The sequence below is a fragment of the Candidatus Borrarchaeum sp. genome (assembly GCF_019058535.1).
Lineage (GTDB): Archaea > Asgardarchaeota > Sifarchaeia > Borrarchaeales > Borrarchaeaceae > Borrarchaeum > Borrarchaeum weybense.
This window is the reverse complement of record NZ_JAHPYX010000265.1, coordinates 1-16,801: the sequence shown is the minus strand read 5'-3', so window position 1 is coordinate 16,801 and position 16,801 is coordinate 1. Positions and strand designations below refer to the sequence as shown.

Below are 16,801 nucleotides of genomic sequence, written 5' to 3'. Positions count from 1 at the left end.
TGTTAAGTCTTTTCAGATCGTTAAAAATCACCGATTGAAACGCTACGAAGCCCATGTCGTTGTAGAAAAGGACGTTATGCCGGTGTTGAAGTCGCTGACCGGCATCGACCTGGGTTTGAAGCGGCTGGCGACGACCGTAACGTGCGAGTTATCGGGCGACGGCAACGTCATGCTGTTTAAAAAAGAGGACTACAAAAAGTTCTTCATCCATATGCGTCAACTAAACAATAGGATCGCCAAATTACAACGCTTAGGGAAGTACGCGGTAGTGAAGAAACTCTACTGTAAGCGGGTAAATTTTGCCAAGGATTTCAGGAGAAAGTTGGCGATTGATATTGCCAAGCACCTTACAGGTTCGTTGGTGGTCATAGGCTATCCCGACAAAGTGCGTAATTGTCACTAAAAGGGTTCAGGGCATCGCAGGAATCGAAAACGCGTCAACCATTGGGCCTTCAAGGACTGCGCCGAGCGTATCGCGATAGCGGTACTGATGCATGACGGAGTACCCTTGGTGACCAATGAGTGGTGGACCACCCGTCGCTGTTCGTGGTGTGGTTCAAGGAAGGTAGAAGTTAAAGACAGGGCGTTCAGGTGCCTGAAATGCGGATTTACTGCCGATAGAGACGTAAATGCTGCGTTCAACATCCTGATAGACGCTCTAATGTGCCTTACCGGGCTAAAAAAACAGAACGGTCGTAAAAATCGTAAGGCGAAACCCAAAGTGTTCCTCTGCGAAGGAACGGGGGGTGCTGTGGACCACCCCGAACTGTCGATGAGCGGGTTCTTGCTTTCTCTCGTAGAGACAGCTCAAAAATCCGTGAAGGCAGAAGCCACCCAACTTGTTGGGCGGTAGTTCACGAAGAAGAAAGTACTATATTATTGGAGAAGTTGAAAATTTTAACATAATCAGCAGGAAGTCTCTTCCGACAGAGAGGGGATCCCGATAGCACAACTTGAAGAATTCCATTTTGGTCAATTGGAAGAAGACCCAAACTCTGTGAACGCAGTTATGGCATCTCTTAGAAAATATGGTGTACCATATCAAGAAATTCCTGCATCTAAAGCACGACTTTCATCTCAGGACTATTGTGCTGAATATACAAGCACACTAACTGAGGCGTTGACAGAACTCTATTCGGGTGAGTATTCACGACCGCCGAGAGCTTGTTTTCTATTTAAAATGTCTAGAAAATCGCTTTCTACAATTAAAGGTATACTCTTAGAATACACGCTAAACTGGAAACACACCAACACAACATTTGAAGCGTTCAATCCATTTTGTATTCCAACAGATAAAATCCGTCAATTAACCACATTAATAGAGTGGCATCGACTTGCAGATTATGTTGAACATCCAAGTGATTACTCATTAAATCCAATCTTACTCACTCTTCCAAAAGGTTGGCTCCGCGTAACTAGAGAACAGATCGATGTTTTTAATACTCACCAAAACCCGCTTTTCCTTCAAGTGTGGATTGAAGAAGTAATTGAGAGAGAGCGAGTTTTATCAGAAGTAGAATTAGTTAATATGTTGGACGAATATGATCCTTATATGAAGAAGAATCTCATAAAGCTATTGGAGAAGTTTAAAATTTTTAAATGAGACCCAAAACTTTGGAAACGTACTGTATAAAGACAAATATTCACGGTGAAGTTACTTTAATTGAAGGTAGCTATCTAGTCCTTATTTAAACGAAAAGCTTACATTATTTGGTAATTATCAAATTATCTTTATTTCAACTATGTTTTAACCATGTACCAACTATGGGGAGGTGAGCAATGGCTCAACTTAAGGGATTTTATTTTGGGCAATTACAAGAAGATCCAAGCTCTCTCAACGCAGTTATAATTGGTCTTAGAAAATATGGTGTACCATATCAAGAAATTCCTGCATCTAAAGCACGACTTTCGTCTCAGGACTATTGTGCTGAATATTCAAGCAAACTACCTTATGCATTAAAATCACTTTATTCAAGTGAATATTCACGACCTCCACGTGCAGCTTTTGTGTTTAAACTTTCTCCACAATCCCTTTCCGTAACACAAGGGAGACTTTTAGAACACACACTCAATTGGAAAAGCACTCCCACAACATTTGAGGCGTTCAATCCATTCTGTATTCCAACAGATAAAATCCGTCAATTAACAACTATAATAGAGTGGCATCGACTTGCAGATTTTGTTGACAGTCCTAGTGAATATTCATTAAATCCTCTCCTATTAACTCTTCCAAAAGGCTGGCTGCGTGTAACTAAGGATCATTCTGTAGATGTGTTTAATACACATCAGCATCCCTTATTTATCCAAACATGGCTTGAAGAAGTTATTGAGAGAGGGCGAATTTTGTCAGAAGTAGAATTGGTCAATATGTTTGATGAATATGATCCCATAATGCAAAAGAAAATGTTGTCATTGTTAGAACAGTTAAAGATTTTCATATAAGCCCACGAAATGGGGAGAAAGCTATAAAATCACAATAAAATTAGTTTTTAATTCCTCTTTTGAGTAGAAATCTGACTATAGTGTTTTTCTGAATCTCTCTAGTGCCTTCATAGATTTCAATAATTTTAGCGTCCCTGTAAAAACGCTCGACTTCATTTTCCGCAAGATATCCCGCTCCACCAAGTACTTGTATTGCTTCATCAGCCACTTCAACTGCTACTCTACCTGCGTTAGTTTTTGCCATAGAAGATATTGCTGGATCCGGTTGTCCTTGATCTACTAGCCATGCTGCTTTGTGCGTTAAAAGTCGAGCAGCCTCAATTTTGATGCTCATATCGGCAAGTTTATGCGAAATTGCTTGAAATCCAGTAATAATTGGTTTTCCAAAAGCTTTCCGTTCCTTTGCGTAATTAAAGGCACGTTCAAATGCACCTTGAGCGATGCCAACTCCTTGTGCCGCAATTTCAACCCTGCTTTGATTGAAGAAATTCAATGTATGGTAAAATCCTTTGTTAAGTATTCCAAGAAGATTTTCCTCTGGAACGTGTACATTGCAAAAACTAAGCTCTCCAGTAGGAGAAGCTCTACATCCTAACTTGTCTTTGAATAGCGAATATTCCAGACCTTCTGTATCTGCGTCTACAATAATAAGGGATTGCCCTCTATAAGTTGGAGAAACTTCTTTAATAGTTTGGCAGAGCACGATATAAAAACCAGCAATTGATACATTAGAAATGAGTGTCTTACAGCCATTGATTTCCCATTCATCGCCACTTTTTACAGCAATAGCAGTTGTATCCATTTCAGTGATGTCACTTCCATGCTCAGGCTCTGTAAGTGCGACTGCAGAAATGAAATCTCCACTCGCTACTTTAGGAAGGTATTTTTGTTTTTGTTCTTCGGATCCGTGATTTATAATCAACTCAGAAGCAAGATCTGATAGAGAAAGTGCGATGCCAAGACCCGAGTCAACTCGACAAATCTCCTCTACATATAGACAGTTCTCAAGAGTTCCGAATCCTCCTCCTCCGTACTGCTCGGGAAAGTGTATCCCTATAAAGCCTAGTTCAGCTGCCATCTTATGAAGTTTATAGGGAAACAGTTCAGTTTTATCGCATTCTAGTGCAATTTCCTTAGTAAATTCCTTCTCAGCAAATTCCTTGACTGCTTTGCGAATATCTAATTGATCAGTTGTAGGTGTAAAACGCAAAAAGCCTCCTCCTCCTTTTTTCGGCTTTGTACTTTAGAATCTCTCTTTTAACTCTTAACGCCCTTTTTGATTAGTGACCTGACAATAGTGTTTTTTTGGATCTCTCTAGTGCCTTCATAGATCTCTATGAGTTTCGCATCTCTATAAAACCTCTCTACTTCGTTTTCTGCGATATAACCGGCGCCTCCAAGAATCTGTATTGCCTCATCAGCTACCTCAACAGCTATTCTGCCAGCATATGCCTTAGCCATCGATGAAATAGCGGGATCGATTTGTCCTTGATCAGCTAACCACGCAGCTTTATAGGTGAGTAAGCGAGCAGCTTCAATTTTGATGCTCATGTCAGCTAACTTATGGCTGATTGCTTGAAATCCGGTAATAATTGGTTCACCAAAGGCTTTCCGTTCCTTTGCATAGTTGAAGGCACGTTCAAACGCACCTTGAGCTGTACCAACTCCTTGTGCGGCGATCTCTATTCTCGATTTGTTGAAAAATTCTAGACTATGATAGAACCCTTTATTTAACTCGCCAACAAGATTAGATTCTGGGACAATCACATTAGCGAACGATAGATCTCCAGTGGGTGCCGATCGGCATCCTAATTTATCTTTGAATTTAGTTACATCTAAACCATCAGCATCTTTCTCTACAATGATAAGGGATTGTCCACGATATGATGGACTAACTTCCATGTCAGTTTGGCATAAAACGATATAAAAATCAGCAATTGTTGCGTTAGAAATAAGTGTCTTATTACCATTGATTTCCCATTCGTTTCCACTTTTTATAGCAGTTGTATCCATTTTAGTAATGTCGCTCCCGTGTTCAGGTTCTGTAAATGCACCCGCTGAAATAAATTCTCCCGAAGCAACTTTAGGGAGATATTTCTGCTTTTGTTCTTCTGTGCCTCGGTCCATAATCAATTCACTCGCAAAGTCTGGGAGTAAAAGTGCACCACCAAGACATGAATCGACTCGGCAGATCTCTTCCACGTAAAGACAGTTCTCAAAAGTTCCGAATTCTCCTCCTCCGTACTGCTCGGGAAAATGTATTCCTATAAAGCCCAGTTCAGCTGCCATTTTATGTAATTCATGCGGGAATTGTTCGTTTTTATCGCATTCTAGTGCAATTTCCTTAGTAAATTCCTTCTCGGCAAATTCACTGATCGCTTTTTTGATATCCAGTTGATCAGTTGTTAGTCTGAAGTCCATAAAAAACACCATCCTGAACTATGCACCTTTCATTTCCTTTATTTTTTGTGATAATTCAGGAACTACTTTAAATAAATCATCTACAATACCAAAATCAGCAACGCCGAAGATAGGGGCATTTGCGTCTTTATTGATTGCGATAACTAGATCGGAGTCTTTCATACCTGCAATGTGTTGAAATGCTCCACTAATACCAAGTGCAAGATACAACTTAGGTTTTACTGTCTTTCCTGAAGTACCAACTTGACGACCTTTATCGAGCCAACCTTTATCAACAATTGGTCGAGAACAAGAGATAACGCCTCCCAGCGCAGTAGTAAGTTCTTCGATTATCGGAATATTCTTATCCTCTTTGATTCCGCGTCCAATAGAAACAAGGATGTCGCTTGCAGTTATGTCTACGTCGCTTACTTCTGGTTCGACATATTTGATAAATCGCTTATCAATTGGCTCTTCTTTTAACGACGATTCTAAATTGATAACTTCGCTATCCTTTGTTTCTGGTTCTTTTGCTTCAAAGGATGCAGGACGAATAGTTATAAGATAGCTTTCAGCTTTTTTGAGAGTAGCCCTAGCATTCACTTTACCACCATACATCTGACGAACTATCCTTAATTGATCATCTTCAACGGAAAAATCTGCACAATCAGTAGCTAATGGTATTTGCAGTTTAATAGCTAAACCTGGGGCTAAGTCAATACCATATGATGTGTGTCCAATCAGGGTTAAAAGAGGTTTGTTCTCATTGATTAGATGAGATAATACCATTTGATATGTTCTTGAATTGAAATATTCAAGTTTCTCATCACGGCAGCATACGATCGTATCAGCATAACCCTTAAGGGGGTCTAAAAATTGTTCAACGTCATTTCCCAAAAGCACAGCAGTTGTTTTAACATTTATATCTTTGGAGATTTCTTTACACTTGCTTAACATCTCGAAGGTGATGTCCCTAATCTCGCCTTGCCTGTGTTCCACTAATACAAAGATGTTCATCTATATTAACCCCCTTGCACGTAAGACCTCAGCAATTTTTGTAGCATCATCTAGAATGACAACTTGCTTCGTAGGTTTTGGAATGGATAACTCCTCGATTTGAAGCCAAGATCCAGAAATCCCGACTTCTTCAGGAGTTAATTCTAATTCATTTAAGCTGATGACTTGCAATTCTTTCTTTTTAGCTTTGCGTATGCCCATAATAGAAACATATCTTGGTTCATTGATTCCAGTTTGAATAGTAAGTAATGCAGGTAATTGAAGTTCTAGAACCTCTTCTAAACCACCCTCAAGTTCTCGATTAACCTCTATTAGTTTATCCTTTATTTCTATCTTCTTAACTAGGCTCGCATGTGGAATTTCCAAAAATTCTGAGAGAATTCCTCCCACCTGGCCATATCCTTCATCATTAGTTTGTAAGCCAGTAAATACCAAATCGAATGGCAAATCCTTAATTGCATTGTAAAGAATTTTTGCGATAGCATAGGCATCGGAACCTTCAAATGCATCATCATGAACTCTGATTGCTTTATCGGCGCCTTTAGCTAGGCATCTCCGTAAAGTGGCTTCTGCATTATCATCACCAATTGTTATCGCGGTGACGGATCCAGTTCCAAGTCTTTCTTTTATCAGTATTGCCTCTTCAATTGCGTATTCGTCCCATTCGTTAATTTCGAATGGTAAATCTCCGGTTTTTATTTTTTTACCGCTTTCATCGATTAAGATTTCAGCACCCGCTACATCGGGAACATGTTTTACACAAACAATTATGTCCAACTGTTAACCTCCAAAATGAAGTGATCAAAATAAAATTTGCAGTGAGTAAGAGAAAGTTGACAATTTAAAAATGTTTTAGATCTTAAAAAAAAACAGAGAAAATAATAATCAACCAAATAGTCAAACCACTTTTTCGATTTTAATACCATCTAAGAGTTGTACACGGATTTCTTCTGGAATCGGACCAAGTTCACTGATCATTTTTGCCTGAATTTCAAAGATATTAGCTATTTTCTTGTATGCAGGGAGTTCCACAGTGCTATAATATATCCTTGAACCTTCGATATCCAGATCTTCCATCAGATCAATGATTTCTTCAATCCTCTTCTTTGTGAACTTCTCTCTAGTGGCATCTCCTTCGATAACAACGATTCCATCCGCCCCAAGTCTAAAAGCATAACTAATGTGTTGTTTACTGAGAAGTGCAGTCGAGGGGACACGAATAGCCCTAATTTCAAAGGGGTAATTCTGTCTATCCTGTCCTACAAAATCCAGCCCTGTGTAACCAATGGTCTTGTCGACAAAAGCGATTATCCTTATTTCGTCAAGTTCTTTATCTTGAAGTAATCCTCGAAGTTGGGAGATAATCTGCTTTTCGGTGAAATTCTTAAAATCGATTGCAGCCTCTGGGCACTCTGGAACACAAGCACCGCATTCTATACACAAAAGAGGGTCAACTTTTGCCTTCTCTTCAATCATTTTTATTGCGCTGGAAGGGCAGATTTCTAAACAGATTTCGCATCCAGTACACTTAGTAATATCGACGACAGCTTTTTCGGGCGACGTTATAATATATCCTTTAGATAAAAATGAGGAGACGCGTGCCGCTGAACCTAAAGCATCAGATACCGTATCTCTAACATCTTTTGGACCTATCGCACAACCGCATGTGAATATGCCAGTTTGAAGTGAATCAACGGGATTGAGTTTGACGTGCCTCTCTTGAATAAATTCATCTCCGCCTAATGGTATTTTCATCATGTCTGATAACTTGTCGAGTCCTTTAGATGGAACCATTGGTGTTGCCAAAGCTACTAAATCAAACGGTTCTTCAATTACGTTTTGAGTAAGCGTATCTTCTGCTCTGATCATAACCTTGCCATTTTTTCTCTGCCAGACTTCAGAAACTTTACCTCTAATAAATCTGACACCTTCTTCTTCTGATCTCCAATAAAGTTCTTCATACCCTCGCCCAGTGGCTCGAATGTCGGTATAAAAAACCCATACATCAATTCCTTCATAATATTCTTTCAAGAGGGTTGCTTGTTTGATGGAATACATACAACATATACGACTACAGTATGGAATGTAACGATTTTTATCTCTTGAGCCTGCACATAAAAGAATAGCAATCTTTTTTGCTGTTTTTCCATCACTAAGTCGCTTCACATGACCTTTTGTAGGCCCAAAGAGTGATGTAAGGCGCTCTAGTTGTAGCATTGTTATTACATCGGGATAGGTTCCATATCCATATTCTTCGATTTTCCGTGCATCATATGTTTCGTATCCCGTAGCAACAACTATACTACCTACTCTAAGCTCTAAGAGTTGCCCTTTATCATCTAAGTTTATGGCGTTTGCAGGGCATATTTTTTCACAAATTCGACAGATCCCATATTTATGATAAAGACAATGACTTTCGTCTATTGTATATACCTGTGGTACTGCCTGAAGAAAGGGGATATAGGCAGCACTTCGTTTAGATAATAATTCTTCTTCAAATTCATTGATGCATTTTACAGGGCAGCCAACGGCACAATCACCACAACTGGTACATTTTTCTAGATCTACACCACGAGGCTTAACAAAAATTTTAGCATCGTAATTGCCTGGTCGCCCTCCAATTTCTTGAACTTCCGAATAAGTCAAAAGCGTGACATTTTCGTTTCGTTCGACTTCGGCCATTCGTGGGGTAAGAATACATTGAGCACAATCAAGGGTTGGAAAAACCTTAGTCAGCTTTGCCATGTTGCCGCCAATGCTGGGTTGTCTCTCTACTAAATAGACTTTGAAGCCTATATTCCCTAGTTCTAATGCTGCCATCATGCCAGCGATTCCACCACCGATAACTAGGACATTATTTGATGTTGGTTCTGTTATAACTTCCAAGGGTTCAAGTTCTAGACTTCTTTCGTAGCCCCCTCTTAGTAAGCTTATAGCTTTTTGTGTTGCTTTCTTACTCATTTGTGGCCCATGAACCCATGAACATTGTTCTCTGATATTTACAAATTCCAACAAATAAGGATTTAATCCAGCGCGTTCTAGCATACTTTGAAAAGTTATCAAGTGCAATCGTGGACTGCAAGACGCAATAATTACTTTGTTTAGTTTCATTTCTTTTATAGTGTCAGTTATCAACTCTTGAGAAGGTTTTGAACAGGTAAATGGATTAGTTTGTGAAGCTAAAACATATTTCCAAGTGCTGGCGACTTTACTTACTTCTTCTACATCAACAACATTCGAAATATTTCCTCCACATTGACAGACGAAAATTCCAATTCTGTGTTCAGCAGTATCTACACTTTCGGAGGAGGCATCCAACATTATTCACCAAGTATTCACTAAATGGTTCTAACAACAGACGTCAAAAAGGTATGAAATTGGCTCTTAATTGTTTTGAGCCATATTATTAGAGTTGTTATTTTGAGGCATAACATAATCAAATCTTTTAACTTTTTGGTTTAAAAATAATTAAACATCCGAAATCTCTGAATAAAGTTTTCAAAAAAGTAAGAAATATATATCAGATAAATTGAACTAAAAGGAAGTTTGCGGAAATTTAAATGGAATTATTATCCTACTAGGGATGTGAAATTTGTAAATGACAAAAGTCTTAGGGATGATGGGTGATTTTGCGGTTGCAGAAGCAGCAAAATTATGTAATCCTGACGTAGTTGCGGCTTTTCCTATTACACCTCAAACAATTATTGTCGAGCGTCTATCAGAGTTTGTTGCAGACGGAGAACTCGACTGTGAATATATAACCGTTGAATCAGAACATTCTGCTATGTCTGCATGTTATGGAGCCTCTTCAACGGGTGCAAGAGTATATACTGCTACAGCATCTCAAGGAGTAGCGCTAATGTGTGAAATTTTGTACTTGGTAGCATCAGCCAGATTTCCAGTCGTAATGACAGTCGTAAATCGTGCACTTTCTGGACCAATTAGCATCTGGTGTGACCATAATGATGCAATGTTAGCGCGGGACTCTGGATGGATTCAATGGTTTGTTGAAGATTGTCAAGAGGCTTACGATAGCACAATTCAAGCGTTTAAAGTCGGGGAGGATAGACGAGTTTCTCTGCCAGTAATGGTATGCTTGGATGGGTTCATTTTAAGCCATTCTATTGAGCCTGTAGCAATCATTGAGCCTACTGACAAGAAAACGATCGATGGATTTCTACCAAGACGTGATCCACTTTACAGGCTTGATGTTGATGCTCCGATCGCAGTCGGCACGTGTGCGTTTCCTGAGTACTATATGGATATTAAAAAAGCTCAAAACGAAGCAATGCGCAATGCAAAAAACGTTATGAAAGATGTAGTAGAAGAATTTGGTGATAGATGGGGACGTTATTATCCAATTGTTGAATCTTATCACATGGATGACGCTGAAGTAGCTCTTGTGACGATGGGCTCACTTACCGGGACTGCTAAAGCAACTGTAGATGAAATGCGAGAAGAAGGAGAGAGGGTAGGACTTGTAAAATTACGTTGTTTTAGACCATTTCCTATTGAAGAAATGCGTATTGCACTAAGAGAAGTTCAGGCGTGTGGTGTTGTAGATAGGGCGGTCTCTTTCGGGAGCTATGGGCCCGCATTTAGCGAAACTTCAAGTACAATGAATACCGGAAGAGAAGGTCCTCTTTTCAGGAATTTCATAGCAGGTCTTGGTGGTAGAGATGTCACAATTGCTGATTTCAAGAAAATGTATGAGATACTGTATGATGACTTGAAGAAAGGAGTAGTTGAACAGCCAATTACGTGGTATGGTATTAGGAAAGAGGTGTGAGTAAAATGACATCAGATTATCCAACAAAACTTTCAGATTTACCAAAAGAAGAACGATTTAATTCTGGACATAGGCTTTGTACAGGTTGTGGTGCAGGAACAATTGCACGACTTATGACAAAGGCAGTTGATAAACCCTTAATCGTAGTGAATGCTACAGGATGCCTTGAAGTATCCGGCACAATTTTCCCACATAATGCGTGGAGTGTCCCGTGGATACACAATGCATTTGAAAATGCAGCAGCTACAGCTTCAGGCGTACGTGCAGGTCTTGACGTATTAATGAGAAAGGGTGAGATACCAAAACGCGATATTGAAGTTGTTACTATAGGCGGTGATGGCGGGACTTATGATATTGGTTTACAATCAATAAGTGGAGCTATAGATCGCGGTGAAGACTTTGCTTACATTTGTTATGACAATGAGGCATATATGAACACAGGTATTCAAAGAAGTGGGGCAACCATGCACGCAGCATGGACGACAACTTCACCAGTTGGAAAAGTCCAGCAAGGTAAGAAAAGATCTAAGAAGCCTTTAATTCGTATTATTGCTGCACACGGATTAGAATACGCTGCAACTGCCAGTGTCGCATATCCTTTAGATTTTGTACGAAAAGTAAAACGAGCAGTAGATATCAAGGGTCCTGCCTTTGTGCATTGTATTCAACCCTGCACCAGAGGCTGGAGATTTGATACTAGCATGAGCATTCAAGTGGCTCGCCTGGCAGTCGAATCACGATTCTTTCCTTTGTATGAAATTGAGTGGGGACACAAATTTACTATAAATCATCCAGACAAAAAAGCATCTAAAATCCCTATTGAAGAATATCTTAAGTATCAAGGACGACTCAGACACCTATTCAAGCCAGAAAAAAATGAAGTAATCATTAATGTCATTCAAGAATACGTCGATAAAGAATGGAACAGACTCCTCGAACTATGCAAACACTCAGAAATGTAGACTGCAGATCACCTTTCTTTTTCTTAAAGAAATTTAAAAAAAATGGTGAGAGAAATAATTGGCTACATTGCTTTTTCTACAATTTCAGCAATGTCTCTAACCTCTATTTCATAATCCTTGCTCTTCATAGCACTGTCAAGCATTTGCAGGCAAATAGGACATGCAACAGCTAAATAATCCACGTCTTTTTCTTTAGCTTCATCAGAACGCGTCATATCCATGTTGATTTTAGGGAGATCTAGCCAGAGTCCAGTGCCTCCACCACCACAACAATGCGCATTCTCTCTTGTAAAATACATTTCAACGAAATCTAGTTTTGGTATGCTCTGCAATATTTTTCGTGGAGCATCATATATTTCACTTCGTCGCCCCAAATAACAAGGATCGTGGTATGTGACTCTTTGATCAAATTCGTTATTAAATTCTATTTTGCCACTATCAATCATTTCCCAGAGTACTTCTGTATAATGCTTGACTTCGATGCCATCAATATCATAGTAATATTCTCTGAAAGTATCGTAATCATGTGGAGAGAGACAAATTATTTTTTTAATTCCATATTTCTCGAAAGTCTCTATTAGCGAATCATACATTTCAAAAAATAGGCCTTCTTCACCCATCATTCTTGGAAAAGCACCGCTATCCATTTCTTCGCTACCTAGTATGCCGAAATTTAGGTTTGCTTTTTTGAAAACGCTAACTAATGCTTCTGCAGCTCTGGCAGCTCTATCGTCGTATGGAACCGTTGATCCTACATAGAGTATAGTCTCTGAACCATCTATTTTCATGCCAAGGTCATCTACCCATTTGTCTTTTTGCGCCTTTGGACCACCATAAGGGTTTCCATGCTTTACAATATTATTGAGAGCATCTCGAATCTCGGGAGGAATCGTTCCTTCTTCTGCTTTCATGGATCTCAGAATTTCTGATACAGTTGCACCACTTACTCTTGTTTTTCTTGAACCGTCACGGACTATTTTAATTGGAGTATTTTGTGAACAAATCCAGTCACACCATCTACACCCAGTACAAGCATAGACGATATCATCCGACAACTCAGAGAGGTCAATTTCATCCCAAGCAATACCCAACGCAACTTGAGAGATTCCTCTTGCCGAAACAGCCTCATTTTTCAATTCTCTATAGGCTGGACAACTTTCAATGCATAATCCACAATAGCAACAAATACAAGTCCATAGTTGTGGCTCTTGGTCCTGTAAAGTTAAGGGTTCATCCATTTCTTCGCTCATTAAGATCACCATCTATCATCTAAAATCGTACCTTAGGATTCATAATGTTCTTTGGGTCAATAGTTTTTTTGATCATCTTCATGAACTCGTAGGTTTTCTCACCGACTTCTTTTCTTACAAGTTCAACTTCCATTTCTCTTGGTATAAAGCCATGAGTACCTGTTATTGATCCATCAAAACGCAATGCTAGTTCAGCATGACGTCTGAACCAGTCTTTGAATTCTTTACGCGTTTCATTGTCCCATTTATTCCAATTTGCAAGTAGTAGTATCCATATCTTGCTATAACCTACATCTCCAGGGACTGGTCCTGCTGGATTAAGGACTTTCATACTATCTGTCAGCGCGGGATAACTTTCACCGTCTTCTATCTCGCGGAGTAGTTTCAAGTATTCTTTATAATATTCTAAAAGCTTGGAATCAGGAATCATCGGGTCTAGAGGAATTATTCGATTAGCCATTCCTCCATTTACAATCCGGTCGCTCCATAATCCTCCCATTCCCATGTATTTCTCTATTGTCTCATGCATTCTTCCTATAATGTCTGTTGGGGGCATATCATCTCTCCAAAACCCATTGTGGTCTTCCATTATTCTTATTGCATGTTTTTCCATTTGTTCAACAACATCAGGCTCGCCTAGAATATGGTAATCCACCAACATTTCAACATCATCTGGGAAATCAATCTCAAGCATACCCTTTACAGCTTGACTCAAAAACCATCTATGATATACCTTTGATCTCCATAATAGACCAGCATTCAAAGGTTTTCTAAGATCTATATATGTCTTAAGCCCGTCTTCGTAGTCCTTAAACGCTCTAATTCCATAGTGATAGCTAGGAGGCATATCAATAAAGCGTTCAGTTACTTTTGTAACAACCCCCAGAGTTCCCCTTGATCCAATGAAGAGGTCCATCATATTAAGCCCTACAACTGATTTTGTAGGTGCACTAGTTCCTCTACCAAGCCAGACAGCCTCTCCATTGGGTAAAACGACTTCTAATCCCTTAATATGATATCCTGCGCTTCCCCATCGATTTTCGAACTTATTATAGCCATTAAGAGCGGCACGAGCCCCTAAAGTGGCTGCTTTATTCATTGTTGGAAAGTCTACACACATGAAGCCTCTTTCTTCTAGGTATCTGTGAAAGTCAACAACACGCACTCCTGCTTCAGCAGTAATTCGATAACTCCCTTCGTCGATTTCAAGGATTTTATCCATTGTAGCAGTATCGATCACAATGCAATCACGTATCGCTTCTGCCCCATATGTGCATGTTCGTCCACCTTGAGGTACGATCGGAACCTCATACTTATCTGCAAGTTTAACGATCGTTTGAACGTCTTCCGTGGATGTTGGTCTCACTATTGCTGCTGGTGTGAAATCATCTAAACTTTCGTGTAGAAGCGCCTCAGGACCGTGAGTAATTCTATAAACAAGTCTTGTAGGCTTATCAATTGATAATTTATCTTCTCCTAGGCTAGTTGAAAGTTCACCAATCATATCTTGAACTGCCTGCATCAATTTTGTATTGATCGTAGCTTGCACCATTTTTACACCCAAGAAATCTATTAAAGGAGTAGTTCTTATAAAAAAGTGTGTTTTTATGCATTATTGCATAAATGGATATCATTTTTATGCGGTGTTGAATATACAGGTTTCAAATTGTCGTTGAAGGAGGAATTTGGATGGGACAGTTAGAAGGAAAGACTATTGGAATTTTAGCAGAGGATTTATACGAAGATCTTGAATTATGGTATCCTGTACATAGATTAAGAGAAGAAGGTGCAAAGATTATACTTATAGGAACTGGATTGAAAGAAAATTATGTCGGGAAACATGGACTTCCAGTTAAAGTTGACACTGATATCAACAAGATTTCTTCTGATGAGCTTGATGCATTGGTTATTCCTGGAGGTTACGCTCCAGATCGCTTTAGACGCTATCCTAAGATGATTAAACTAGTTCAAGAGGTTTATAAAAAAGGACCTGTCGCAGCAATTTGCCATGGTCCTTGGTTGTTGATATCAGCAAATCTTTTAGAAGATCGTAAGGCGACATGTTTTTATGCAATAAAGGATGATCTGGTAAATGCTGGAGCGACTTATCTTGATCAAGAAGTTGTTAGAGATGGAAACATAATCACTTCTCGCACACCAGATGACCTCCCTGCCTTCTGTAAAGAAATCATAAAAACTCTTTCGGATATTTGACTCAAGAACGAGAAAATGTCGCTGAACAACTAAGACCTAATGAGGGATATTATGAAGATCTTGGCATTAATTGGCAGTCCCAGAAAAGAGGGTAATACAGACATACTAGTTGAAGAGATTTTGAAGGGCAGTGAAAAAAAAGGTCATAAGAACGAAAAATTGTATCTGTACGAATATGATATAGCACCTTGTATTGATTGCCGTGCTTGTAAAAAAGCTGATTACGTCTGCCCCCTATATGATGGAATGCAAGAGATTTATCCAAAAATGGAAGAGGCAGATTTAATCATATTTGGGACTCCACTCTACTGGTATGGACCAACTGGAAAGATGAAACTTCTAATTGATAGAATGAGACCTTTTGTTGCAAACAGAAAACTAGAAGGTAAGAAATTCGTTCTTGTAACTCCCTCGGAAGAAGGTGCGGATGCCTGTAGACCTATAGTTGATATGTTTAACATGTCATTCGATTATTTGAAAATGAGATTTATTGGAACACTCTTAGCAAAAGCGTATGAAAAAGGAGAAATTAAAGAGAATCAAGAAGCAATGAAAAAGGCATATGAATTTGGACTTTCATTCTAACAAGAGACGATGCACTTATCTTCCCTAATAGCTCTGTATATGTACTTATTTTTCAATTCTTTTCACGGTTCCGCCTCAAGGAAGCACCAATCCTTCAGGGTGGGGAGGAATTGAGGCACTGTTTCAGTTATAGCAGGGTCTCTCTGCCTTTAAATAATGTTACGCTCATAATATTCTCTCATGAAAGTGGTGGTGACCGCCAAAGTTAAACTGGCTGAGGGTTCTGAAGTCCTGAATGACACCATGCGGGTCTATGCGCAGGCGGTCCAATTTTGCATTGAAGTCGCCTGGCAACATCAGATTACCTCTAAGGCAGCATTGCAACCACGCTGTTAATATGAGGTGAAAGCGCGTTTCGGTCTACAGGCGCAACTGGTGATCAATGCCATTACTCAGGCGGTTGAAATGGTCAAACGGGCGCGATCCAAACCAGAAGTCTCCCCAGAACTGGCGATCAGGTATAATTTCCCGCGCTGTGCCTCTGTATCCAAAGACTGGACGTGTCTCTCGTTGTCAACTCTTAAGGGGCGTGTCAGATTCCAAGTAGTGATTCCGGAAGTATTTGAGCCCTATCTGGCCTGGAAACTGGGCGAGAGCACCCTGATCAAGGACTACAAAGGGCGGTTTTTCTTCTGCTTTACCTTTTCCAAAGAGACCACCCTCCAGCCAACAGCTACCAACCACTGCAAAATACTGGGTGTCGATTTAGGAGTCAATACGCTGGCAGTAACCAGTGACGCCGAGTTCTTCGGTAGTGTCAAACAGCAACGGATCCGCTGGGAGCGCTTGGTGGCGGAACTCCAGTCTAAAGGCACACGTGCCGCGAAACGCAAACTACAACGCGTGAGTGGCGCGTGGAAACGGTTTATGACCTGGGTCAACCACAACATCTCCAAGCGAATTGTGGAGAAACTGTCCGAAGGCGACGTGCTGGTGATGGAGGAACTGACCTACATCAGGAAGACAGCTAAATATAACAGGTGGGTACATAAATGGGCCTTCTGGGAACTGCAACGCTTTTTGGAGTACAAAGCGACCCTGAAAGGCGTCAGGGTAGTCTATGTTCGCCCCCACTATACCAGTAAGGAATGCAATCGTTGTCATAGCCGGAACACCTCCCGCCATCGTGGCTTCTTTGTATG

Annotated in this window: 16 protein-coding genes; 9 read left to right on the top strand and 7 right to left on the bottom strand. The window is 40.0% G+C overall.

Annotated elements, in window-relative coordinates; genetic code table 11:
- The 4 genes from QVB70_RS16670 to QVB70_RS16660 form a co-directional block, all read left to right on the top strand.
- Positions 1 to 403 (top strand): transposase (locus QVB70_RS16670; protein ID WP_287588607.1); only part of this gene is annotated, 403 nt, incomplete at its 5' end.
- Positions 404 to 490: 87 nt separating this feature from the next.
- Entirely contained in the window at positions 491 to 853 is a 363-nt protein-coding gene (locus QVB70_RS18610) for a zinc ribbon domain-containing protein (protein ID WP_369335142.1), read from the top strand.
- Between the two features lie 156 nt (positions 854 to 1,009).
- Positions 1,010 to 1,603 (top strand): hypothetical protein, encoded by a 594-nt coding sequence (locus QVB70_RS16665; RefSeq protein ID WP_287588605.1) that lies wholly within the window; start codon positions 1,010 to 1,012, stop codon positions 1,601 to 1,603.
- A gap of 176 nt (positions 1,604 to 1,779) precedes the next feature.
- Positions 1,780 to 2,442 carry a hypothetical protein gene (locus QVB70_RS16660; protein ID WP_287588602.1) on the top strand — a complete coding sequence of 221 codons (663 nt, stop codon included), beginning with the start codon at positions 1,780 to 1,782 and terminating at the stop codon, positions 2,440 to 2,442.
- Between the two features lie 40 nt (positions 2,443 to 2,482).
- Here the strand turns inward: QVB70_RS16660 and QVB70_RS16655 are convergent, their stop codons facing one another.
- From QVB70_RS16655 to QVB70_RS16635, 5 genes are all read right to left on the bottom strand, one after another.
- Positions 2,483 to 3,652, bottom strand: coding sequence for an acyl-CoA dehydrogenase family protein (locus QVB70_RS16655; RefSeq protein WP_287588599.1), 1,170 nt, complete (start codon positions 3,650 to 3,652; stop codon positions 2,483 to 2,485).
- Positions 3,653 to 3,699: 47 nt separating this feature from the next.
- Complete coding sequence (locus QVB70_RS16650) at positions 3,700 to 4,863, bottom strand: acyl-CoA dehydrogenase family protein (RefSeq protein WP_287588597.1); 1,164 nt, start codon at positions 4,861 to 4,863, stop codon at positions 3,700 to 3,702.
- 18 nt (positions 4,864 to 4,881) lie between these two features.
- Positions 4,882 to 5,859 carry an electron transfer flavoprotein subunit alpha/FixB family protein gene (locus QVB70_RS16645; protein WP_287588595.1) on the bottom strand — a complete coding sequence of 326 codons (978 nt, stop codon included), beginning with the start codon at positions 5,857 to 5,859 and terminating at the stop codon, positions 4,882 to 4,884.
- Complete coding sequence (locus QVB70_RS16640; RefSeq protein ID WP_287588592.1) at positions 5,860 to 6,636, bottom strand: electron transfer flavoprotein subunit beta/FixA family protein; 777 nt, start codon at positions 6,634 to 6,636, stop codon at positions 5,860 to 5,862.
- Between the two features lie 120 nt (positions 6,637 to 6,756).
- Positions 6,757 to 9,177 (bottom strand): hydrogenase iron-sulfur subunit, encoded by a 2,421-nt coding sequence (locus tag QVB70_RS16635; protein WP_287588590.1) that lies wholly within the window; start codon positions 9,175 to 9,177, stop codon positions 6,757 to 6,759.
- Between the two features lie 280 nt (positions 9,178 to 9,457).
- On the opposite strand from QVB70_RS16635, the gene QVB70_RS16630 reads away from it, so the two are divergent.
- Both QVB70_RS16630 and QVB70_RS16625 read left to right on the top strand, forming a co-directional pair.
- Positions 9,458 to 10,648, top strand: coding sequence for a transketolase C-terminal domain-containing protein (locus QVB70_RS16630; RefSeq protein ID WP_287588588.1), 1,191 nt, complete (start codon positions 9,458 to 9,460; stop codon positions 10,646 to 10,648).
- Positions 10,649 to 10,653: 5 nt separating this feature from the next.
- Entirely contained in the window at positions 10,654 to 11,610 is a 957-nt protein-coding gene (locus QVB70_RS16625) for a thiamine pyrophosphate-dependent enzyme (protein WP_287588586.1), read from the top strand.
- 62 nt (positions 11,611 to 11,672) lie between these two features.
- Here QVB70_RS16625 and QVB70_RS16620 read toward each other — a convergent pair whose 3' ends face one another.
- Positions 11,673 to 12,860 carry a (Fe-S)-binding protein gene (locus tag QVB70_RS16620; RefSeq protein WP_287588584.1) on the bottom strand — a complete coding sequence of 396 codons (1,188 nt, stop codon included), beginning with the start codon at positions 12,858 to 12,860 and terminating at the stop codon, positions 11,673 to 11,675.
- 19 nt (positions 12,861 to 12,879) lie between these two features.
- Positions 12,880 to 14,412 (bottom strand): FAD-binding oxidoreductase, encoded by a 1,533-nt coding sequence (locus QVB70_RS16615; RefSeq protein WP_287588582.1) that lies wholly within the window; start codon positions 14,410 to 14,412, stop codon positions 12,880 to 12,882.
- Positions 14,413 to 14,549: 137 nt separating this feature from the next.
- Between QVB70_RS16615 and QVB70_RS16610 the strand changes: the two genes are divergently transcribed.
- The 3 genes from QVB70_RS16610 to QVB70_RS16600 all read left to right on the top strand — a co-directional run.
- Positions 14,550 to 15,074, top strand: a complete 525-nt coding sequence (locus QVB70_RS16610) for a type 1 glutamine amidotransferase domain-containing protein (RefSeq protein WP_287588579.1) — start codon at positions 14,550 to 14,552, stop codon at positions 15,072 to 15,074.
- A gap of 51 nt (positions 15,075 to 15,125) precedes the next feature.
- Positions 15,126 to 15,659 carry a flavodoxin family protein gene (locus QVB70_RS16605; RefSeq protein WP_287588577.1) on the top strand — a complete coding sequence of 178 codons (534 nt, stop codon included), beginning with the start codon at positions 15,126 to 15,128 and terminating at the stop codon, positions 15,657 to 15,659.
- 342 nt (positions 15,660 to 16,001) lie between these two features.
- Positions 16,002 to 16,801 (top strand): transposase (locus tag QVB70_RS16600; protein ID WP_287588574.1); only part of this gene is annotated, 800 nt, incomplete at its 3' end.